Origin of the sequence: Robertmurraya sp., from assembly GCF_036676585.1 — a bacterium.
GTDB lineage: Bacteria > Bacillota > Bacilli > Bacillales > Cytobacillaceae > Robertmurraya_A.
Map to the genome: position 1 here is coordinate 1 of NZ_JAKFCQ010000167.1, position 22,566 is coordinate 22,566.

The window sequence follows — 22,566 nt, forward strand, 5'->3', positions numbered from 1 at the left end:
ACTACTATAATCACAACAGATATCAATGGAATATGAAAAAGATGACCCCTGTCGAATACAGAGATCATCTTCTTAAAGTAGCCTAGCTTTTTTAAAATGTCCTTTACAAGGGGTACAGATTAAAACGTCAAGCCAGTTTAATTATAAAAAAAGAACAAACAAAAATATTGAAATTTTCATTGGCTTTTTAATTGGTCGCTACCTATCCGTGTCAAAAATTTATAAAATGTCTCACGTTTCTTACCCATTTGTGTATATAAATCAATTATCTTTTCTACTGCATAGTACAACTCATTTGGTGATAGATGCTCCATCAATAAAGACCCTACTACTGCATCTTTCCCTTTGGCTTTCCCCCCAACATAAATGTTGTAGTGATCTTTAACTTTCAAAATACCTATATCGCTTAACATTGGTTCTCCGCAACCAACAGAACACCCTTTATATGCAACCTTAAGGGTGAAGGGGACGGGTTTACCAGCGATACGGCGATTTAATTCTTTCGCAACTGGCATTCCTTCCTCTTCTTCACCTTTACAAAAATTGCAGGTTCTTAAACTCTTTACGAAGTTTCCAACTGGATAACATTCCAATCCTACACTTTTGAACTCTTCCGTGATTTCTGTTTGTTTATCTTCAGGTATTTCTATATAGAGTTGCTGAAATGTGGTTAATTCAAGTTCCTCATTTTCACTCATATATTTAGAAATTGTCAAAAGCTGATTATAGTTAAGTTTTGCCCCAAAACCTATTCCTCCATTTACGGCGATCTTAATCTTTTTAACTTCATTCCCCATATTAATTTCTCCCTGTTCTTTTTAATTACAACATGACCCTTGGATACACAAAGCTAATTACATCAACGTGGGACTAATCGTTTGATTCTTCTTGTTTTTGTGAACGGACAAACAGGAACGATAATACAACACCTATAAACGCAGCTATACCAGACCATAAAAATGCTTGTTGAAAACCTTCGTTTAAAGCGACAATTGGGTCTCTTGCGTCACTAGAGGCAGTTGTCGCCCCAGCAATTGCAACCATGATGGCTAGTCCCAATGCTGAGCCAATCTGGTAAGTAGTGTTATACAACCCAGATGCAAGGCCTGACTCTTCTGGTTTAGCATTAGATACTGCAGCTGTGGTAGCTGGCAGATAAGCAAGGGCATTGCCCAGAGCTGCTAATAATAAAGCCAATAGTACACTTGTCCAATAGTTTCCATTTACTGATGTGTTAAGGAAGAACAATAGTCCCGAACTGCTGAGTATAAGGAACCCGACAACCATAGTAATCTTCAATCCGAATTTCTCCATTGCCTTTCCAGCTACGGCAACAACGAATACTGCCATTAGTATTGGTGCAGGTAATAAAGCCATTGCTGCAGAGAAAGGAGCAAATTTCAATACCTGTTGTAAATACAATACAAGGAAATAAATAATCGGAACCCATGCGATTGATAACAAGACGAGCGAAACATTACCGATAGACAAGTTTCGAGTCTTAAATATACGAAGTGGAACAAGTGGTTCTTTTTTCATAACCTGGATTATAATAAAAATGATAAACAACAAAGCTCCAACGGACAATGACCATACTGTTGATGATGACCCCCAACCACTGTGCTCTGCGTTTGCGACACCATAAACCAATAAAACTAAAGCAGTTGTAACGGAGATGGCTCCAGAATAGTCAATGCGTCCACTCATACGCTTTCCTTTTTGTAATAGTCCTGGCGACAAGAGCAAAATGAAAATACCGATAGGAACATAGATTAACAACGCCCATCTCCAACTTAAAAATTCTGTAAGGATACCACCGAGAACGATACCAATTGAACCACCCGCTGCCCCTGAGAGTCCCCATAAAGCAAGAGCTTTACTTAGTTCTTTCGGGTTCGCAGCAAACAGAATCATGACAATAGAAAGAGCTGCAGGTGCAATCAATGCAGAACCAGCACCTTGAACTGCCCGTGCGATGTTAAGCACTACATCGTCCCAAGCCAATCCTGCAATAAGTGAAGCCAAGGTTAAGATTGAAAATCCCCACATAAAAATGCGACGATGCCCAAATAAATCGCTCAACCTTCCTCCTAATAACAGAAGACCACCAAAGAATATAAGAAAAGCAGTCATTACCCATTGTAAATTTTCTTGTGAATAACCTAGAGTTTCTTTGATAGATGGAAGGGCAACTTGAATAATGGCACTATCCATCATAACCATGAAATTTGCAAAACCTAACAAAGCAAGTGCTTTCCAACGCTTAGGATCTGCTTGTGTAAGTGTCTGTGAACCCGTCGACATAAAACAATCTCCTCCAATCCATACTGGAATATAGAATACCCACGTATAGTATATTTCTGTTTAAAAAAATAACTTTTGTCTTATATTTAAATTTTGTTGTTTATAAAATAACCCCTCTGTTAATACATCAAGGAGGGTAAATATATCCTCAAAACATTAAGATTATTATGCAAACATTTTTTCCTATTCCACTTTGTAACCAGATTCTTCGCAGAAAAATCGTATTCAACATCAACTCTGCCAATTCCTAAATGAACTTATATATGTGACTATTTCTTCCTTCAGGAAGGGGACAATCATGAACCATATTATCTCCTCACAAACAACATTTTACTATACCCCCCTATAGTATGTCAACGAGTTTATAAAAAGCCTTATATTTGTACTACAAATATAAAAGCCCTGATTTATTAATCAGAGCAATTTAATTGATATTAAGAAAATATAAATAAAGGAACATATTAAACTTGCCGCAGATAATTAAGAAATATGGCCGTTATTACTCTAAAATGAGTAGGATTCTCCATCAGCTGGTACTAAAACGTTAGAAGACATCTCTTTATCGTTAATAAAGCTCTTTAAATCTTCTCTAGACAATCCCCAGTGGTTAACAGCTTCCATGTGAACACAAATAACTTTAGCTTTAGGAGCAGCTTTGTGCACTTCATAGACATCATCTTTGCCCATGACTAGAGAACCACCTTGGAAGAATTGGTTATCCCCAGCATTTACAACAATAACTTCTGGTTTATTTGCCTCAATTACATTTTGAACTTCTTCATACCATACAGTGTCTCCAGCAACGTATAGTGTCTTTTCAGTTGCATGTTTAAATATAACGCCACATACTAGACCAGCAAGCTTTAAGATTTCTCCTCTTCCGTGCTCACCTTTTGTTTTTACTAATTGAATACCTTCGAAAACTGTGTTCTCTTGTAGTACTTCTACATTAGTAAACCCAGCATTACGGATTTCTGTCGCATCTTCATCATTTTGAGTAAAGAGTTTTATATCTTTTGGTAAAGCCTTCGCAGCAGCTTCATCCCAATGATCGTAATGAAGGTGAGTAACGATAACTGCATCAATATCTTTAATTACTTCTTCAATTGATGTTTGTAAGCTTACCAATGGATTATTCTGATCTTGTCTAGGTGAATTTGGGAAAGGAGGGTAAGTTCCCTTATCTGCTAACATTGGATCAACTAAAAATCTTTTTCCTGCGTATTCAACTACAAGAGTGGCGTTACGAATTTGTTGTATATTCATATGAGTTAACTCCTTTTTTTTGAATTTTCTTTTGAACAATGTATAGTCTATACTATGGACCAATGTCGATACATAGATTAAATAAAGTCTTTTGTCGGTTTGACTTTATTTATGAAAGGAGTTAGATAAATGTTAGATAACACGGATCGGCTTATCCTAGATGAACTATCCAAGAACAGTCGGATAACGATGAAAGAGTTAGGTGAGAAAGTTCATTTAACTGGACCTGCTACTTCAGCTAGAGTGGCGAAATTAGAGGATAGTGGGATTATTGAAGGGTACACCATTAATGTGAATCAAATAAAAATGGGGTATCTTGTTCACGCCATTATACATATTTTTTCAAGAAGCACGAATCATCAACCGTATTTGTCGTTCATAAAACAACAAGCTCAATACGTCATTAACAACTACAAAGTCAGTGGGGAAAGTTGTTATCTTCTCGAATGTAAATTTCCATCCAATGAAATATTAGATGAATTCTTGTCGGAATTGAGTAATTATGTGAGTTATAAATTATCAATTGTTATTAATAAATAGTGCATAACTTTGTGAAAAAACTAACGGGGGCTATTGTTTAACAAAGGGGTTCCTGTAAACTGGCACCTTTTTTTTCGCAAAACTACAGTTTGTATTTTAATTGTTCCTGCATTTTTTTATCCTTGCTGAAAATAATAAGATCGGGGTGATAAAATGGCAACTGCTAAAATCGGGGACAATATATTATTTAAGCGTGAAGGGCAAAGTTATAAAGGAAATGTTACGGTTGTAAGAGAAAATTCTGTTATTGTTGAGTACGGATACAATAAAGAAAAAAACCAACCACTTACAACCATAGTCAATCATAAAAATTATAAAATTACTAATGAAGCTTTGTGAAAAAATATACTCAAAGTAACGGGTGCGATTCTTCAATAATGGAGGATCGCTTTTTTATTAGAAGGATATTTTCTTATTGGACAAAAGGGCAGGTTTATGGAAGAAGGATTTCTTCCTGAATGGGGAACTTCTAATATGCTTGGGACATAGTAAAAATAAAGAAAGCAGTAAAAGTAGCTCTAATGGGGAAAATAATGAGCATAAAAAGATATGAATCAAATAGAAACTGATAAAAAAGATAGTGGAGATACTTCTATACAAGCTCCAGTAGCTCCTGAAAATTATGTTGAATTAAAGGACTTTTTTTGTTCACTAAAAGGATGGAGTATTTTGAGTTAGTAAAAAATAACCAAAATTGGAAAAAATAAAATGTAATGTTGACATTACATTTTAAACTTTATATTATTAGATTATGTAATGTATACGTTACATTTTAGGAAGGATGTAATTCATGAAACATGGGGTACGAAATTCAGTAAAAGAATTTAGGAAAGAAAAGGGCTTAACACAGAACCAATTAGCTGAAAGTATCTCTGTTACAAGACAAACGATTATAGCGATTGAAAAACAACGATATGAACCAGCTATTGGTACTGCTATTAAATTAGCAACTGTTTTAGAATGTCCGCTTGAAAAATTATTTTATATTGAAGGAGAAGAATAAAATGAATCTATTGTTTCGATCAAATTTTATTTTGCGTATGGGGATTCCAGTTTTTTTGTTTATTAGCTATTTCTTCATTTCACATTCTAAATTAACATTAATCATTGCAATTTTAGCAACAATTCAAGTGATTTTATTTGGTCTAGATATTCATAGAAAAGGTAATTGGAATAAAATCAATCTTCAGCATGACCAACGTACACGGGGCAATGCCTTATTTGCAGGAAATCTCATTTATTGGTTTACTATTCTCGTTTTACTTATTGGCACGTTATTTATTCAAAACTCTATGATCTCCATTACGTATCCGAAGTTGATTGGGTATATTATCTTAATTAGTTTGCTCTTAAAATGGATGATACGAGATTACTTAAATAATCAAGTAGAATCCGAGGATTAAGATGAACAAAGTTTATTTGAAAGAGTATGAGATTTACAAGAAGAGTTATCAAAAAAGTTTTTGTTGGACATTTATTTTTTCAATTATTATTTTACTCATTTGTTTCACATCGTCTTTTTCTATGGCTGATTTTTTCATAAAACAAACAGAAGCAATTGCTGAGAGTATGGCTAACGATATAGCTGAAATATCTGGCACAGAATTAAATGAACTATCAGATATACAAACGTTCCTAGTGATTTTTTGGAACAACCTCAAAATAGGGACAATTGTAATATTATTAGGATTAATCCCTTTGTATCGATTGCCATCCTTTTTTACGGCTTTACAATTTATTATGATTGGTGTGGTATTTGGGGGACTATATGCAATGGGACACAATGTGATCAATGCATTTATTTTTAGTTTTTTACCTCACGCCCTCATTGAACTTAGTGCATTTGTTTACAGCGTATCAATAGGAAACTTTATTAATCGATATATCTTAACAAAAATATTCTTTCGTAAAAAGAAAGAACTTGAACCATTAGGGAAACTATTGAAGCAATCTTTAAGAAGTTACATATTAGTTGTTATCCCATTATTGTTCATAGCAGCATTTATAGAAGGGTTTATTACTTCTCGATTATCTGAAACCTTTTTATAGTTAGATATATATTCTAAACAGTAACTATCGGAAGCATTTATCCAATAAGAATTAATGTTTTATTTTTATTGAAATTATCTTACTAATGAAATAAGGTATCACTTTTTTTGTTAGCTAGTGTTAATTTGTGAAGCGTTACACTTAAACTATAGGGGCATTACTTAAAGAAAAGATTACTACTGAAGTGGAAGAAGCCTCAATCAATCGAGAGGCTTCTATTTGAATTTGTAGGTAAAATGAATGAGTAAAGTATTTCTACTCTATTATCCCATTAGTAGATTTGTAAAAAAACGTAAGGAAAAAGACCGAAATTTGTTAACGCATTCTTTATAAAGCTATAAATATATCTACACACTAGTTCAACATCCATTTTCTAGAATATATTTGAATTCAATATTAGATAGGAGATGGAGAACATGAGTAAAAAATTATTAATAGGTACAGGCGTGGCCTTTTCGTTGTTATTCAGCCCGCTGAGTCAGGCATTTGCAGAAGAGCCAACAGTAGGGGAAAGAAAACAAGTGGATAATGTAGCACACCGTGGTGCAACAGCTTATGCGCCTGAAAATACGATTGCTGCTTTTGATCTAGCAGTTAATATGAAAGCCGATTATATTGAAATCGATGTTCAAAGAAGTAAAGATGGTGAATTGGTCTTAATTCACGATACAACTGTGGATCGTACAACAGATGGAACAGGAAAAGTAGGGGAATTAACATTCGAACAGCTTAGAAGTCTGGATGCAGGTAGTTGGAAAGGGGAACAATATGAAGGAGAACCGATCCCAACATTTGAAGAGATTCTTGATCGTTACCGGGGCAAGGTTGGAATCTTAATAGAATTAAAGGCTCCAGAACTTTACCCAGGGATTGAAAAACAAGTGGCAGAAGCATTAAAAGAACGAAATCTCGATAAACCACAAAATGAAAAAATCATTATTCAATCTTTTAACTTTGAATCAATGAAGACGACGAACGAGCTTCTTCCGCTAGTTCCGATTGGCGTATTAACTTCTAACCGTGCCCATACAACACCGGAAGCTTTGCAAGAATTTTCAACCTATGCGGATTGGTTTAACCCAAGCTATGGAATTGTGACAGAAGAATTAGTGAATCAAGTTCACTCTCTTGGTATGAAAATTGGATCATGGACCGTACGTAGTCAAGAAGCAGCAGACTTTCTATTCGAAATGAAGGTTGATGCCATCATTACAGATTATCCGGATTATGTAGACCCTAGAAACTAATTTTTGTGATGTTGAAAATAAAAAGAGTAGTATTTACGTAGAAAACGTTAAATACTACTCTTTTTCATATTGAATGTACCATTGAAAAACATATGATATTGTGGTAAATTTATATAGATACACATCGTATAATTGATTTTTAGTATATTATCCCTATCTTAATTATACGGTGTAATCGGTACGTTAGTCAACCTTTTTATAAAATTTTTTAAGGAGTGTTGGTATGAATTGGGAACTTCAGCGGGAGCAAAAACGAGTAGATCGTGTAATGGAGACAATTACGGAGGAAATCAACAGAGTGGAAGAAGAAGCTGCCAGGAGTAGGAACGAAGTGGTTCAGATTCGCAAGCACTTTTGGGATGAAGTCAAGGTGAGTACGGATACCTTTGATGATTACCTTGAGACCATTATCGGCTTACGGCAAGAGGCTCAAGCTTTGTCCGTAAACATGAGCACCCATAGACATGCATCCAAGCGTTTATCCACACTGCGCCGAATGCAGGAGGTACCCTATTTTGGTCGGATTGATTTTATCGAAGAAGGGAATTCGAATCAGGAACAAATTTATATTGGTATTTCCTCGCTTAGTGATACTAGTGGAGAAAATTTCCTGATCTATGACTGGAGGGCTCCTGTCTCGAGTGTTTATTACGATTACCAGCCTGGTTCGGCCCAGTATGTAACACCCGGAGGTACAATCCAAGGCTTATTGGAGAAAAAGTGGCAATATCTTATCCGCGGCGGCGTTCTTCAATCTATGTTCGATACGAGTCTCACCATTGGAGACGAGATTTTACAGCAGGTTCTGGGCAAAGGGACCGACAAGCAGATGCACAATATAGTAGCGACCATTCAACAGGAGCAAAACCAGATCATCCGTCATGATCATGGGAGGCTGCTCATTGTTCACGGTGCAGCAGGCAGTGGAAAGACATCGGCGGCTATGCAACGAATTGCTTATTTGCTCTACAAATATCGAGATCGTCTGAATGCTGATCAAATCATTCTTTTTTCGCCTAATTCCATGTTTAATAGTTATGTGTCGAATGTGTTGCCGGAACTCGGCGAAGAGAATATGCAACAGGTCACATTCCAAGAATATCTGGACCATCGCCTGAGTAAAGAATTTCATGTTGAAAATCCATTTGAGCAACTGGAATATGTTTTAACAGCGGCGAATACTCCTTCGTACAGGTCAAGGGTTGCGAGTATCCAATTCAAAGCATCTACCCGATTTTTTGAGGCGATTCAATCATACAGACAGTCACTAGAAGGTTCAGGAATGGTATTTAAGGACATTACCTTCAGAGGGAAACCAATCGTTACTGCACAACAAATAACAGAAAGGTTTTACAGTCATGACACTTCACTTCGCTTCCATAACAGACTTGAAAGGTTGAAGGATTGGCTCATTAAGAAAATAAATGAGGTTCAAAAGGTTGAACGTACGAAGCCATGGGTTCAGGAGGAAATCGAGCTGCTAAGCAACGACGATTACCATAAGGCACATCGCTACTTAGCGGAAAAAAGAGGTTTTAAAAGAGAAGAGATTGCCGACTATGAGATGGAGCCGGAAGCACTTGCCCGATTGATTGTTCACCAGAAATTGAAGCCGTTACGAAAACGAGTCCGAGCGTTTCGTTTCGTAGACTTAAAGGGAATGTACAAACAGCTTTTTGCTGATCCCCTGAAGATCGAAGGATGGATAGAAGGGGAGACTCCAGCGGGGTGGGAGGCTATTTGTCGAGCGACGCTGGAAATGCTAGATGAAAATAAACTATTTTATGAGGATGCTACTCCGTTTTTACTTTTGAAAGAGCTGATTCACGGCTTTCAGACGAACAGTTCGATCAAACAACTTGTTGTGGATGAGGCGCAGGATTATTCCCCGTTTCAATTTGAGTTTTTGAGACGTTTGTTTCCTGCGGCAAGGATGACCGTGCTCGGCGACTTTAATCAGGCGATATTCGCCCATGCTAGCGAAATGGTTAATTTCAACACACTTACTAGCCTGTACGGACCGGATGAAACGGAAGTGATCAATATCGCGCGGAGTTACCGATCTACTAAGCCGATCATTGAATTTACTCGAAGACTTGTTCCTAACGGCGAAAGGATTATCCCTTTTGAACGCGAAGGGGAACAACCATTGCTGAAACAATTGTCCGACCACGCAGAACTGCACAGCTGTATTGCCTCCAAAGTCGCAGATTTACAAGGTCTAGGGCTAAATAGTATTGCGATCATATGCAAATCTGCTGAGGAAAGTATAAGTGCCTATGAATCCCTGTCCAGCATCGATGGTATTAAACTCTTACAGAGCAGTTCGCTTGAATATGAGCAAGGAGTAGTTGTAGTGCCATCATATTTGTCAAAGGGGATCGAATTCGATGCCGTCATTATTTATGATGCATCGGAGCATGTATACGGTGATGAGAGCCTGCGCAGAGTTTTCTACACGGCCTGCACCAGAGCTATGCATTATTTACAGCTTTACAGCGTAGGCGAACCGAGTCCGTTTTTACGAAATGTATTGCGGGAGGGTTTCATCCAAGTATGATTTTAATTTGAGTGATACTTTCCTTAGTGAATTTTTTAATAAAAACTCTAAAAAACGCACACCCTAAATTCGAATATGTAAAAGAGGAGTATTCCTTTTTGGAAGGAAGAGTGATTGCTGCCGTGCTTGATAAAAGAAAATTGTTGTCATTATGTATTTTAATTGTTCCTTGGTTAACAGTTCCTCTTCTAGAAAAGAAATCATTTATACGGTTCCTTCCAGCAACGACTTTTGTTAATTTGGTTATAAGTCTGTTTAGTGTAGTAGCAGATAGGAAAAAACTTTGGAAAGTTAAAAATCCGATATTTCATTATACAGCAGTAGACTTTTCTTATTTGTTAGGCTTATTTTTCATTACAACTATATGGGTGTTTAGATTAACATACGGTAGCTTTATCAAGTATTTATCATTAAATATTGTACTTGACTATCTTCTCTCGTTCCCTCTAGTTAAATTTTTCACTAAAGTAGGAGTATTTGAATTTAAGAAGTTGCGACCCATCCATTTTTTCAGTATTAGTGTTTTCTTAGCCATCATTATTTATTGGTACCAATATCTAGTTGAGAGAGTAATAATAAAACAAAATGAAAATCAATTCACGTAGTACCTAACGTCACAAACGTAAAAAGCTGACATTCTTAATTGAAAGTCAGCTTTTTTATGTTGGGAACTTGTCATTGTTATTGTAGCGGAGTCTTATAATAAATGCTGAAATAAACCCGTTACATAAGATAGCCCTTTTATACTGACTGACTTAAACCAACTTACTTTACCTGGTTTTAAGTTGGGATCCTCTAAATACGATTCATCATTTGCTACCTTTAAGCTCTTCTTAAAGTATTGGTCCATTTCCTTTTCGAGATCTTTGGTAAATTCCACACTATCAATAACGACCATGGACTCGGTATTTAAAAACGCCGACCTGGAATCCACATTAAATGCACCAATGGCACTCAATCGATCATCAAAGATAAATGTTTTGGCATGTATAGAATCAGGTCCTTGATATTCCAATACATTAACCCCTTTTTTTACCATCCAGTTGATATGCTTCATATGTCCTGAATAGGCCACCACATTGGCTGTCGATGCTTTGGAGTTTGTTAATATTGTTGTCTTTTCGGGAGGTACATGTAACGGACCCATAAAGGTGCGCATAGGTTTAGTCGGAATAACATACGGACTTTGGATAATTAAGGACTTTTTCGAATTCTTCATAAGATTCGTTAAGTCATACCATGCCCAAGGTTCTTTATTAAATCGTTGTATAGGGTTATGAATAAAGGTGACTTTTTTAGTAGGAAGGGACATGTTCACCCAATCATAATAAGTATTAAATATTTTTTGATCCGTTTTTCTCAAATTCTCTAGTTTCTGTTTTAATTGATGAGTGGCTTCTTTTGCTTTCTTTTGTTGGCGTGAGGATAGCTTATGAATAGGAACCTTTGTAATGGGATGGTCCCAGACTTCATTAAAATATCCTTCCATTTGATTCAAAACACTGCCTTCCTTTGTCTGGGGATCCGTATTAATGATCAGAACATCTCGGTCATTCGTAGAAGATTTTTTTCCTTCTTCAATAAAATAACGGTTCCCAATATTTCTGCCGCCGATCAGTGCATACTTATTGTCGATCACAAGTATTTTATCATGAAGCCGATTATTCCATGTCCAAGGTAGGAAAGGATTAAAAGGTTCATAAAATCTAACATCGATATTTGGATGATTGATTAAGGCATATTGAAGATCTTTTAGGCCAAATCTAAGACCATGGAATATTCCATCCAAAAGGATTCTTACCTTTACGCCACGATCGGCCGCATCCAAAATCATTCCGAATATTAAATCGGTAATATATCCTTTACTAATTGCATAATAGGCAACATCAATAGACTCCTGTGCATTTTCCATTAAGTTCACACGGGCAACCCCAGAAAACATTTTTTCTTCAACCAGAATCACACGATCCTGGGATGCCTCATTTCCATAGAATCTTTCCACTTTATTCTGTTCCTTGTAGGCGCTACTAACCTGTGGATGTTTATCTTTAAAAATAACAACGGCGAAAATGGTAATATACAGTAGATAAAAGATGAGAATAATCATAACCGCACTCCTAACTTTTTTTAATGAATGAACCTCCTTTCTAACATTTGTAAAGACATAATAATTGTTAATAGTTTGTTCAACATTTTTTACAATATGAAATAACTTGTAGTAGATATGAAAAAAAGCCAAGCTCTTATAAAACAACAGGGTAGGTTTGTAAAATAAGGATTGGCCCTTATGTAGTTGAGACAATAAAAGAACCCTGGTTTGTACAACAACTAAACAAGGGTTCTTAAGCCTACTGTTTCCTTCTAAAAGGTTCAACAAATAAGGATTGATATAAATAGTTAAGTATTGCTACTGCAATGCTTAAAAGGAATAATTGCTTTCGGCTCATTCTTACCATTTTATATACTCTGAACTTTTCTGCTAGGGTAGTTAATGGGTAAGCAAATAAATAGTCAGCAAACACATTGGTGGTTAGATATAACCAAAATCTTTTATACGTTAATTTGAAGATCCAAAAGTTTAGGATTGTAAATGGCCCAAAAACAAATGATATATCTGTTGCTAATTTTGGAATAATAGGGTTTTTTACTTTCCACCATTTTAACTCCCGGGATAACTCACTTATTAGTGCAATTACTAAGTCACTAAAGATAATAGTAGGAAGGAAACGGAAAAAAGAAGATTTACCTAACTTTACTACAGAAAACCAAGGTAATATGAGCAACAAATACATTTTCCACTTTTCTTTCATTTGAATGCCTCCTAGTTTGGAAAAATATTTGCATGCATACTAATCAAATGCGTACTTTGTTATTTTGCCTTTTATTAAATTAATCATTCTAAAATAACCAAAGTGACTGTAGAGAAAGAAAAGGAGCCTAATAACATTCTTAAAGCAAAGATCGATAATACTCATTTGTACGGACTTTTCATAAGCAAAAAAGCAATGTCAACTTAGACATTGCTTTTGTTCAATCTATAAACCTAATGTTTTATTCGGTACCTTAATTTCGAACGTAATATGATCATTTTTTAAATTAAAACTTTGTACCTTTACTTTAAAGTTACTTTTCACTTCCATTTGTGTTACGCCAATATAGATAAGTTGATTTTTAGGATCAATTTCAACCCATTCAGGTGTATTTAATTCTTTCTTTACGTATTCAAGGATCTTCTTTTCTGGCAATGCCAATAATCCAAGTGACATATCCGATGCATACAACACAAGGTCTCCGTTTTCTTGTACCGAGGGTTCTAATGTGATTGATATCGGTATATCGGTCTGAAAGGCTTCAATTGACCCATACAATTGAACATTTTCATCAAATTTGACTGCAAATTTATCATTTTTATCCTTCATGAAATGATCTACATATTGATTGACCAGTTCATTCAAATTTTGCTTACTTGAAGTAATCGTAAATTCGGCCCCGGGTTCCTCTTCAATTAATTCTTTACTAGGTATTTCTGTATCTGATATGGGCCACAGTAAAAAAATAAAGAAAAGTAAAACAAAGCATACATTCACTCCAACTATACCTATAAATAATTGTTTCCATGAAGGTTTTGTTTTTATTTGTATTTTCATCAATTTCACCTTCTATTCGATATCCTCACGTGGTAACTCGGTTTCTTCATCATATTTACTTAAATACTCAAGAACGCGCTGTGCCATTAATTTATACCCACTCGTATTTGGGTGAAAATTATCCTCAGCTAATAGGTTGATGGTAGAATTAGAGAATAAGTCTTCTGTAGGAATATAGTATACATTCTCAAACTCTTCTGTAACTGTTTCACCTGCTTGATTCCAATCATTAAGAATCATGTCTAGCTGCTCGATATCACCAAAGTAACGCTCAAATGGATTATAAAATCCAATCAAATAGATTTGAGTATCTGGATTTAATTCATTTATTTTATAAAAAATAGCAGTTAATCTCTCAATATATTTAATTTTTTCTTCTTGAAAGGGCTCTATATTAAGGTTTGTATAATTATTTCTAACAACTTTCATAATATCATTTGCTCCGATTGTGATTAAAACGATATCAGCATCCTTTATAGCTGATGAAATCTCTTCATTTTCCAACCTTGCTAACAATTGATCCGTTCGATTTCCTCTTTTTCCGAAGTTTTCAATAGAAATATTCATATGATTATCTTCGAATGTGTGGTTTAAAATTCCAACATAACCGCCACTCTCTGTTTCATCTCCGACGCCCTCAGTTAGTGAATCACCAATAGAAACCATTTTTTTATCCTGACTAAAAAAAGTAATTGCACCTTCTATCATTTCTCTGACTTTCTCTTTTACCGTCTCTGCTACGGGTTTATCATCAATGTCAGTTGCTGCTTCTTGTTGCTCTTCTGCCTCCGCTGTAGTATCAACAGAAAGATTCTCTTCTTCGCTAACATTTGATGTAACACTCACAGGTTCTTCCTTCAGTTTACTAAAAGACGGAAGAAATAAATAAAGAAGGAAACATGCAAAAATAACACTAGAAGTACTGAGCCAAACCTTCTTTTTCTTCAAGTAATTCTCACCACCATTTATATTAATATCGGTGTCTTCTGCATTTTAATAAGCCAACAAGTCATTTTACCATTCGTTGACTAGTAAAATAAGAGAATGATATATATTTAACACTTCTGTAAGGGATGTAAACATTCAAAAATTCTTATTACCACGATATTCACTAATATCCTTAGTGAAACTCATGAGAGGTTAATTGATGTAGGATTAGTATATTTTTCAACTAATTAATTCAAAATAAAATAAAGATGAATTACATATAAGCTATATTTCTTTAAAATAAAAATAATCAGGTGATTTTAATGGAATTTATGAAGTATGAAGGTGAATGGTATGTCTGGAGTTTAGTGATCATATCGATATTATTTGTACTAAGCATGCCTAAAAAAAACTTAACATGGGTAGGCATATTTATTACTTTTGTTTTTTCAGCTGGATTGACGTGGACCTTTGATACGTTATCCATGTCCACGTTTAACTTATTTGATCTAGCAAAAAAAATATCAATTGAGCTAACTGATGCTTTATTAATTGGCGTTGTCCCTGCGAGCATTGCCACCATCTATGTTAATTTTTATAAACCTCAAAAGAAATGGATTTTTGTCTTTATTTTTACCTTATTAAGTTTTGTCTTAGAGTTTGGTTTAGTTCTGTTCGGATATATGAAAAATAACAGTTGGAATACATGGTATGGAATACCGGTGTATTTTATCATTTTTACATTCTTCTTTCCTTGGTATGTAAAGTTACTTTCAAAACAATTAGTAAAATAACATATTGACCTAAAAGTGGTGCGTTGATCCAAGGGTGGGTAACGCACCATTTTGTTGACCTTGATTCAAATAAAGTGTAGATAGTGAACATTTTTTGAGACATGAGTGATATAAGAATTTCTTTTAAGTGCTGATCTGATGCAGCACTTTTTATTATCCTAAAGAAGCATTTTAATGGAAGAAAATAGATTTTCTGCCGAGTGTACATGCCCTTACCATTATTAAACAAGTTTCATCTAATAGAATAAAAGGAGATGATGAAACTTTGTCAAAAGATAAAAAGAAAAAAAGAGATAATCAGGTTGATTATATTGTCATTGGTGCTGGAACGGCGGGTGGAGTAATTGCCAAAGAATTAACGGATGACAAACGAACTTCCGTCCTTGTCGTTGAAGTGGGAACAAATATGGAGAATACTAGCCCATCTATCGTAACAGCAGATCTTCGAGCGAATGATAATAGGCTGTCATTTAATATGTTAACGAGAACGGAGGAAAAGATCGGACGTCAACTTAGGTTAAGGAATGGAAGAGTAATTGGAGGAAGTTCACATCATAATTTTATGGCTGCTGTACGTGGAAGCAGTGAACTTTATGATGAGTGGGCAAGACTTGTCGGTGATTCATGGAGTTATGACCAGATACGTTCATTATTTATAAAAAATGAAACCTATACTGGTGATACAGAAAGTCCAAACGAACGGGGAACAGATGGCCCCATTTTTGTTAGACAACAAAATACAGCGAATAGTCGGTTAATACCAGCTCTCGTGGAGGCTACTTCAGAGGTTCTGGGGATTCCAATAGTGAAGGATTATAATACTGGAATAAGAGATTGTACCTTTTTAAAAGGACAAACGACTCAACAAGAAGTGAACGGTATGTTTGTCCGCTCATCTACTGCTACTGGGTATTTAAATGCAAATATTGTTTCACAAGGGGATGAGTTTCATCCAGATGAGTTTGGTATTGGGAAAAGGAAGTTAATCATATTTGCAAAAACAACGGTAAATAAAATTCTATTCCATTCAAAAAAAGGGATTCATACTGCAGTTGGTGTTGAATTTGTTAGAGAGGGTGTGACAGAAAGATCGTTTGCTCGAAAAGGAGTCATCGTTTGCGCGGGCATTTTTTCTTCCGTCATCTTGCAACGGTCTGGAATTGGGAGAGCAACAGATTTAGTTAATGCAGGAATAACGCCTCTGATAGAAAGCCCCCATGTGGGACACAATTTCCAAACTCAATATCTTGTTGGAATGGGAATTGAAGTAGAAACAACCCGACTTTCACAGTTGATAACTTCTGACCCTACTCCACTGGCACTAGGAGCCTTTAAAAAGGGAGATGGATCAGGTCGCCGTCTTCAATTATTAGGGGAACCCGTTCCAGCTTTCGTGCCAATTCAAGAAGTGTTTGCTAATCGTTGGCAATTTAACCCTTTACAACCTACTAATATCATGAGTATTGGAATCATTGACCTTAATCCCAAAAGCAGAGGAACGATTTTGGCAGCACATAGTGATCCTGAAGCTTATCCATCGATTGAATTTAACTCGTTAGGAAATACAGATGACTTAAATTTCGTCGTCGATCAGTATATTGAAACATTCAATATTATAAAGAAAGCTCGTGAGAAAGACCCGGGTGGCATTTATAAGGTCGTATACCCTCCTGAAAACGTATTTCATACAGATGATGAACAAGAAAAGCGAAATTTACTATCAGATTATGCCAGAGCTACTTATACGAATCTCGACCATTATGGAGGACAATGTAAAATGGGGAAGGATATACAAGAAGGAGTAGTTGACGAATTTCTAAATGTACATGGAGTCAAAAATCTGAAAGTTGCAGATCTTTCAATTGCTCCCATTTTACCAGATGGCAACACCTCCATTCCTGCTCAAATGATAGGGTTAAATGCCGTACGGTTTATTCAGAATAATCCTGACCCACACAAGGTGGATGAAGATAACTTTGAGGACTTTGAAGAATGTGAATCAGAGGATTAAAGTATATCAACTTCTTATTCAGGGATCAGGGGCATTTATCTAACAAGGATGATGCCCTGATTAGTTTCAATAGGGGCGGTTAGCTTAACAAGAAGGAAAAAACAAACTGGTAGTTGAAATATACAATTTATTGGAAATGTTTAAGGGGGAGAAGTAATCAATGGAATACTATACGAATTAACTGACGAATATAGAGGTTTATTCAGCAATACATCGATTGTGAAAAAATGGACTAAAGGGGCCGATTTTTTCCATAAGGGAGATCGCTTTTTCTTTTGTAGTAAAGGGGTAGTATTGTGGGATAAAAAAGACTGTCATTATTTACTGTAGACCAATAATGTGACAAAAAGAATAGTACCTAAAAAAAGGCACTAAGACTAAGACGTTCTTAAGTTAATTTTTCTGGATTTAGAATTTTGATAGAATGTACTTCCCCGCAGGCTAAACAGAATGTATAAACCTTTTCAGAGCCAATTGTAAGTTTTTTACCTAAGGGCCTTAAATTTATGTAATCACTTCCTTGAGCAAATGAAGTTTTGCCACAGTTTGAACACTTTTTAGCTGGGTCCATAATCATTACTCCTTTCTAATTTACTTACGAGTCAAATAATTAGAAAGTTTCAAAAAAAAATTCATAGTATATTGAGTCATTTCAAAGTACAACGATACTGCGCATTCAAACAACATCTGCTGCTTATATTTTCTTTATGAAAAAATTTTCTTCTGATACGGTGACGGTTGCAAAAATACGTGGAGACGATTATTCTTCCCCTTGAATTTAGTGCAAGGGCATATCCAACAGATATAATGGAATTAGAGAAGAGAAGGGGGTTTATTATGATGATAAAAGGTATCGGGGGAGTATTTTGGAGAACTAAAAATCTAGAGGCTATAAAAAAATGGTACAGTAAAGTATTGAAGCTTAATATAGAAAATTGGAATGGAACGATTATTCAACCTCATTCAGGAAATGAAACGATCTTTTCTTTCTTTGCTGAAGATGACAATTATTTCCCAACAGAACAGCAAGTGATGTTAAATTTCCAAGTTCATAACCTAGATGAAACGATTAAGCACCTTGAAGAAATTGGTGTACCTCTTGTGAAGGCAAAAGAGATTAGTGAATTTGGAAAGTTTATTTGGATTGAAGATCCTGAAGGTAGACTGATTGAGCTATGGGAGAGATAAACGGGTGCGATTCTTGAATCAGTATAAAATCCTTACTTCTATGCCGGAGTAAGGATTTTGTATTTATCTATTGTGGAAATATACTAAGTGGCATTTGTTGAAAAAGGCAACAGCCAAACCTATGAATGTAAAGAATACAATGTCTAATTTACAGTCTCATTTCTCTGGAGGTTGTGTAAAAGATTATCTGTCAAGGGTTTCTGGTTGTTTTTCTAACCAACCATGTTTAACCATAAGATTGAAAGATAACGCACCAGCTTCCATAGCGTGAGTAAATACTTTGGAATAGTTTACGATTATATCCGAACGGAAGCTGGAACCTAATGATGCACCATAATAGGTAAGAGCCGCATTTACTAAAAATGATGCGTGAAACATAATCAACTTGTCAGAAAACGGGCTTACCGTAGAGTCTGTTATCTCAGCATCCCAATTCTCAGGTATGGGTAAATGATCCTGTTGTAATATTACGTCAAAGCTGTCAGCATCTTTCCCTGCTAATTTAACGTATTTTAACATTAAATTACGAACATCTTCTCGCACCGCCACTTGACTGAAAGCCACACTTAAAGACCTGGTAAATCCAGTTTTCGTTGAATTAAAGAAAAGAGAGCTGATTTCTGAACTATTCAATGGTCTTTTGTCTCCAATTAAATTTGAAATAATCCCTGGTGATTCCATAAACTTAACTCCTTGAGGTGAAGGAATGGAGGGGACACTTTTATATTTTGGTTGGTTTTTAGCCAATTTTGATATTTTTTGGAACAACTCTTTGGTTGATACCAGACATTCAAAAAAATAATTTTGAATGTCTTCTCTTTCCGTGTTTGTAATAGCTAAGCTATAAGCGGTTAACCCATGGATGGTCATAATATAGGAGTAGAAAAGTAAAAACTGATCTGAAAACAGACGAGGGGCATTCACATTCACGTCATTCTCTGTAAATCCTAATGGTATTTGGAAATTAGCACCTTTTAAGAATTCCGTGATTTTCGTTACATGGCTCTCAGATAACTGTAATGCGAATTCTAAAATGGGTTTAATCTCTTGGTTTTCAACAATATTAAGAAAATATTTGTAAACACATATCCCCATACTATCGCCCGTATACTGAAGCCAGAGAGCGGATACTTCCGCAGCGGTTAAATCGTTGGGCTTTGCTTTATCGAAAATACCCAAATAAATCCCTCCAACTCTTTCATTTGACATTCTTAACTTATCTTTTTTGTTTTGGTAAAGAAGTATACAGGTAAATATGAAGAATTTCTGTTTGTACTAGTGGGGCAGTTAAGGTTTTTCATTAGATAGTTATTGCTTTTCAAAAAGACGAAGATAAATTCTTTATAAAAAAGGCTTGAGCCTTTGCATATTAAAGAGGCCATGTGGAGAATATACATCTTTAAATATAAGGGGTGAGAAAATGATAATTAATAAGGATATTTAAGAATACATTCTAATTGGAGGTATGGTATGAAGGGCGAATTAACAGAAAGTGAATTTCAAGAAATAATCCGCAGAAGAAGTAACGGTGAAATAAACTTTCCCCAATTTTTAGAAGAATTGTCCCAACAAGGCATAAATGAATACGAGATAGAGGTTGCTACGGGTCAAGCCACATATAGAGGGGGGCATTCGGAGTTTAAAACAGATTCCCAAGTAAGCTTGGTTATTTCAGATGAATTTAATAGAAATAAGGCACTTGAGGCAATCGCTAACATCTCTCTCCCTTTTTTAGATTTCTTAAAAGAGATGGCCGGGGCTGGAATTGTAACCTATCGTGTGTACATACGTGAGAAAAAAGTTATATATATTGGTATCAGAGAAGAAAAATTGGAAGAACAGCTTAAAGTTTAACAAAACAAGAACGAGTTCCCTACTAAACGGTCACTCGTTCTTGTTATATTATCTAATGAATATTATGCTTTCTAAAATTTCCGCCCTTCACTTCAGCAACGTCATAAACAGTCACAAAGGCATTTTCATCGATTTCATTAATAATTTCCTTTAGCTTCGTTTCTTCTAAGCGATTAATCACACAGGTGATTTCTTTGAATTTTTCGTTCGAAAATCCACCGTAAGCTTCTTTGTATGTCGCACCTCGACCCAAACGGTCACGAATGGTCTCGATTATGATTTCAGGTTGGGTTGTAATAATTTGAAAGGTTTTAGAACCACTTAAACCTTCCTCAACAATATGAATCACTTTAGATGCTATGTAATAAGCAATGGCCGAAAGGAATGCCCCTTGTAACCCAAATACCGTTGAAACAAAAATAAACACAAAAATGTTTAAGAATAGAATGAGGTCACTCGTTCCAAATGGCAATTTTCGTGAAAGTAGTACCGCAAGCATATCAATTCCATCTAATGCACCACCATTTCGTAGGGCTAGTCCCATACCAAATCCAAGAATAATTCCACCAACAACCGTTACTAACAAGGTATCTCCCTCAATTATAGCTGGGGTGTGATGCATAAAAATGGTACCAACGGCAAGAGATGCAATTCCTAAAATAGATAATAAGGCAAAGCTTTTTCCGATTTGCTTATAACCTAACCAGACAAACGGGATGTTCAGGACGGCAATTAGTACACCTAGTGGTAAACCGAAAAGTTGTGAACCAACAATACTAACGCCCGTCACTCCTCCATCTGATACACTGTTTGGAATCAATACGGCTTCTAATCCATATGCCGCGATTAATCCTCCGAGTATGACCATTAGTGCCTGTAATACCTTTTTTAATTTGAACATCTTCTGTTTTTCCATTGATTTCATCATATTCCTCACTTTAAGACATTTGTTATATAAGTTTACCATAAAACCGTGGATTAATTATTCCTGAGTCACCTTAAGAATTAGCTTACTAGCATGAATTAATGTATGATGTTATTTAATATAGGAACTTATTAAATATATTTAATAAGTTGTGTTATAGCATGCTTGAAGGAACAGTTGGACTTTTGGGTAAAAAGTTCGTGAAAATTAAGTTCAACAGCAAATAAATTATGTTGAGGGATAAAGCTATGAAATTATTAACGCTAAATTGTCATTCTTGGCAGGAAGATAATCAATACGAGAAAATCATGCATTTGGTCGAAACGATAAAAGAGAATTCCTATGATGTAATTGCATTACAGGAGGTAAACCAGACGGTCGAAGAAGAAGTTGTTTATGGGAAAATAAAAAAAGATAATTTTGCTTTAGTCTTAATAAACGAACTAAAAAAACTAGGTGAAGATCAATACTCACTTGTTTGGGGATTTTCCCATTTGTATAAAAACTTTGAAGAAGGTTTGGCAATTATAACAAAACATCCTGTGATAGAAGAACATTCTTTCTATGCCTCAAATAGCTTGGATTCAACTAATTGGAAGACAAGAAAGATTGTTGGTGCAACCATTCAATACGATGATAAACCACTTTCTTTTTATTCTTGTCATATGGGTTGGTGGCATGATGAAGAAGAACCCTTCAAAGATCAGGCAGATAACCTTCTTAAATATGCAAATATGGATAATGTGGCTTTTTTTATGGGTGACTTCAATAACGATGCCTTCGTTGATGGGGAGGGCTATGAATATTTACTAAGTCATGGGATTATTGACACCTATGATCTTGCAGAGAATAAAGATGAGGGTGTTACGGTAGAAGGTGAAATTGCTGGATGGGAAGGCAATGTTTTGAAAAAAAGAATCGACTTAATTCTCACCAATCACAAAGTTCCAGTGATGTACTCAAATGTAATATTTAACAACAAAAATAAATCAGTCGTATCTGATCATTATGGAGTAGAAACAAAATTAAATTGGATTTGATAGGGGAGTGGAACATAGGAAATAACGTTTTTGAAGAGATGGCAAAAAGATATGATACAGAAGAAAGAATAGTATTAGCTAAAGTAATTGTTAAGGAAGTAAAAACCGAATTACAAAATTGTCAATCGAAGTCATTAATAGATTATGGTAGTGGTACAGGTCTGGTTAGTTTAGAATTATCAGATTTAGTAGATTCTATTTTGCTAGTAGATTC

Annotated in this window: 24 protein-coding genes and 1 pseudogene; 15 read left to right on the plus strand and 10 right to left on the minus strand. The window is 35.4% G+C overall.

Going from position 1 to position 22,566, the window contains the following annotated elements; translation table 11 throughout:
- A partial coding sequence (locus tag ACGLXV_RS21925; protein WP_391560304.1) for an IS3 family transposase occupies nucleotides 1-86 on the plus strand: 86 nt, incomplete at its 5' end.
- Between the two features lie 90 nt (nucleotides 87-176).
- Here the strand turns inward: ACGLXV_RS21925 and ACGLXV_RS21930 are convergent.
- The 3 genes from ACGLXV_RS21930 to ACGLXV_RS21940 all read right to left on the minus strand — a co-directional run bounded on the left by ACGLXV_RS21930 (nucleotide 177) and on the right by ACGLXV_RS21940 (nucleotide 3,570).
- Nucleotides 177-797 (minus strand): nitrite reductase, encoded by a 621-nt coding sequence (locus ACGLXV_RS21930; protein ID WP_391560283.1) that lies wholly within the window; start codon nucleotides 795-797, stop codon nucleotides 177-179.
- A 73-nt stretch (nucleotides 798-870) separates the two neighbouring features.
- Nucleotides 871-2,304, minus strand: a complete 1,434-nt coding sequence (locus ACGLXV_RS21935) for an MFS transporter (RefSeq protein ID WP_391560284.1) — start codon at nucleotides 2,302-2,304, stop codon at nucleotides 871-873.
- 504 nt (nucleotides 2,305-2,808) lie between these two features.
- Entirely contained in the window at nucleotides 2,809-3,570 is a 762-nt protein-coding gene (locus tag ACGLXV_RS21940) for an MBL fold metallo-hydrolase (RefSeq protein WP_391560285.1), read from the minus strand.
- A gap of 129 nt (nucleotides 3,571-3,699) precedes the next feature.
- Between ACGLXV_RS21940 and ACGLXV_RS21945 the strand changes: the two genes are divergently transcribed.
- The 8 genes from ACGLXV_RS21945 to ACGLXV_RS21980 all read left to right on the plus strand — a co-directional run bounded on the left by ACGLXV_RS21945 (nucleotide 3,700) and on the right by ACGLXV_RS21980 (nucleotide 10,571).
- The gene (locus tag ACGLXV_RS21945) at nucleotides 3,700-4,110 is read left to right on the plus strand and encodes an Lrp/AsnC family transcriptional regulator (RefSeq protein ID WP_391560286.1); all 411 of its coding nucleotides are present in this window, start codon (nucleotides 3,700-3,702) and stop codon (nucleotides 4,108-4,110) included.
- 153 nt (nucleotides 4,111-4,263) lie between these two features.
- On the plus strand, nucleotides 4,264-4,449 hold the full coding sequence (locus ACGLXV_RS21950; protein WP_391560287.1) for a DUF2187 family protein: 186 nt from the start codon (nucleotides 4,264-4,266) through the stop codon (nucleotides 4,447-4,449).
- A 451-nt stretch (nucleotides 4,450-4,900) separates the two neighbouring features.
- A complete protein-coding gene (locus ACGLXV_RS21955; RefSeq protein WP_391560288.1) occupies nucleotides 4,901-5,113 on the plus strand; it encodes a helix-turn-helix transcriptional regulator in 213 nt (70 codons plus the stop codon).
- 1 nt (nucleotide 5,114) lies between these two features.
- Nucleotides 5,115-5,513 carry a hypothetical protein gene (locus ACGLXV_RS21960; protein WP_391560289.1) on the plus strand — a complete coding sequence of 133 codons (399 nt, stop codon included), beginning with the start codon at nucleotides 5,115-5,117 and terminating at the stop codon, nucleotides 5,511-5,513.
- 1 nt (nucleotide 5,514) lies between these two features.
- Nucleotides 5,515-6,159, plus strand: coding sequence for a stage II sporulation protein M (locus ACGLXV_RS21965; RefSeq protein WP_391560290.1), 645 nt, complete (start codon nucleotides 5,515-5,517; stop codon nucleotides 6,157-6,159).
- 416 nt (nucleotides 6,160-6,575) lie between these two features.
- Entirely contained in the window at nucleotides 6,576-7,406 is an 831-nt protein-coding gene (locus ACGLXV_RS21970; protein WP_391560291.1) for a glycerophosphodiester phosphodiesterase, read from the plus strand.
- Between the two features lie 223 nt (nucleotides 7,407-7,629).
- Nucleotides 7,630-9,966 carry an RNA polymerase recycling motor HelD gene (helD, locus tag ACGLXV_RS21975; protein ID WP_391560292.1) on the plus strand — a complete coding sequence of 779 codons (2,337 nt, stop codon included), beginning with the start codon at nucleotides 7,630-7,632 and terminating at the stop codon, nucleotides 9,964-9,966.
- A 98-nt stretch (nucleotides 9,967-10,064) separates the two neighbouring features.
- Nucleotides 10,065-10,571: a hypothetical protein gene (locus tag ACGLXV_RS21980; RefSeq protein WP_391560293.1), complete on the plus strand. Its 507-nt coding sequence runs from the start codon at nucleotides 10,065-10,067 to the stop codon at nucleotides 10,569-10,571.
- Nucleotides 10,572-10,663: 92 nt separating this feature from the next.
- On the opposite strand, the gene ACGLXV_RS21985 is transcribed toward ACGLXV_RS21980, so the two are convergent.
- From ACGLXV_RS21985 to ACGLXV_RS22000, 4 genes are all read right to left on the minus strand, one after another.
- Nucleotides 10,664-12,073 (minus strand): phospholipase D-like domain-containing protein, encoded by a 1,410-nt coding sequence (locus tag ACGLXV_RS21985; protein ID WP_391560294.1) that lies wholly within the window; start codon nucleotides 12,071-12,073, stop codon nucleotides 10,664-10,666.
- A gap of 241 nt (nucleotides 12,074-12,314) precedes the next feature.
- Complete coding sequence (locus tag ACGLXV_RS21990) at nucleotides 12,315-12,776, minus strand: hypothetical protein (protein ID WP_391560295.1); 462 nt, start codon at nucleotides 12,774-12,776, stop codon at nucleotides 12,315-12,317.
- A 225-nt stretch (nucleotides 12,777-13,001) separates the two neighbouring features.
- Entirely contained in the window at nucleotides 13,002-13,613 is a 612-nt protein-coding gene (locus ACGLXV_RS21995) for a YpmS family protein (RefSeq protein WP_391560296.1), read from the minus strand.
- Nucleotides 13,614-13,625: 12 nt separating this feature from the next.
- On the minus strand, nucleotides 13,626-14,561 hold the full coding sequence (locus tag ACGLXV_RS22000; protein ID WP_391560297.1) for an SGNH/GDSL hydrolase family protein: 936 nt from the start codon (nucleotides 14,559-14,561) through the stop codon (nucleotides 13,626-13,628).
- Nucleotides 14,562-14,863: 302 nt separating this feature from the next.
- On the opposite strand from ACGLXV_RS22000, the gene ACGLXV_RS22005 reads away from it, so the two are divergent.
- On the plus strand, nucleotides 14,864-15,334 hold the full coding sequence (locus ACGLXV_RS22005) for a hypothetical protein (protein WP_391560298.1): 471 nt from the start codon (nucleotides 14,864-14,866) through the stop codon (nucleotides 15,332-15,334).
- 265 nt (nucleotides 15,335-15,599) lie between these two features.
- Nucleotides 15,600-17,345 (plus strand): GMC family oxidoreductase, encoded by a 1,746-nt coding sequence (locus ACGLXV_RS22010; protein WP_391560299.1) that lies wholly within the window; start codon nucleotides 15,600-15,602, stop codon nucleotides 17,343-17,345.
- Between the two features lie 388 nt (nucleotides 17,346-17,733).
- Here the strand turns inward: ACGLXV_RS22010 and ACGLXV_RS22015 are convergent, their stop codons facing one another.
- Nucleotides 17,734-17,916, minus strand: a complete 183-nt coding sequence (locus ACGLXV_RS22015) for a hypothetical protein (protein ID WP_391560300.1) — start codon at nucleotides 17,914-17,916, stop codon at nucleotides 17,734-17,736.
- 269 nt (nucleotides 17,917-18,185) lie between these two features.
- On the opposite strand from ACGLXV_RS22015, the gene ACGLXV_RS22020 reads away from it, so the two are divergent.
- On the plus strand, nucleotides 18,186-18,533 hold the full coding sequence (locus tag ACGLXV_RS22020) for a VOC family protein (protein WP_391560305.1): 348 nt from the start codon (nucleotides 18,186-18,188) through the stop codon (nucleotides 18,531-18,533).
- Nucleotides 18,534-18,716: 183 nt separating this feature from the next.
- Here ACGLXV_RS22020 and ACGLXV_RS22025 read toward each other — a convergent pair whose 3' ends face one another.
- Entirely contained in the window at nucleotides 18,717-19,712 is a 996-nt protein-coding gene (locus tag ACGLXV_RS22025) for a DUF3231 family protein (protein ID WP_391560301.1), read from the minus strand.
- Nucleotides 19,713-20,003: 291 nt separating this feature from the next.
- Here ACGLXV_RS22025 and ACGLXV_RS22030 point away from each other — a divergent pair, with 291 nt between their 5' ends.
- The gene (locus tag ACGLXV_RS22030) at nucleotides 20,004-20,387 is read left to right on the plus strand and encodes a DUF1398 family protein (protein ID WP_391560302.1); all 384 of its coding nucleotides are present in this window, start codon (nucleotides 20,004-20,006) and stop codon (nucleotides 20,385-20,387) included.
- A 52-nt stretch (nucleotides 20,388-20,439) separates the two neighbouring features.
- On the opposite strand, the gene ACGLXV_RS22035 is transcribed toward ACGLXV_RS22030, so the two are convergent.
- The gene (locus ACGLXV_RS22035; protein WP_391560306.1) at nucleotides 20,440-21,312 is read right to left on the minus strand and encodes a YitT family protein; all 873 of its coding nucleotides are present in this window, start codon (nucleotides 21,310-21,312) and stop codon (nucleotides 20,440-20,442) included.
- A 248-nt stretch (nucleotides 21,313-21,560) separates the two neighbouring features.
- On the opposite strand from ACGLXV_RS22035, the gene ACGLXV_RS22040 reads away from it, so the two are divergent.
- Nucleotides 21,561-22,352, plus strand: a complete 792-nt coding sequence (locus ACGLXV_RS22040) for an endonuclease/exonuclease/phosphatase family protein (protein ID WP_391560303.1) — start codon at nucleotides 21,561-21,563, stop codon at nucleotides 22,350-22,352.
- Between the two features lie 14 nt (nucleotides 22,353-22,366).
- Nucleotides 22,367-22,566 (plus strand): annotated as a pseudogene (locus ACGLXV_RS22045) (hypothetical protein); the annotation flags it as partial.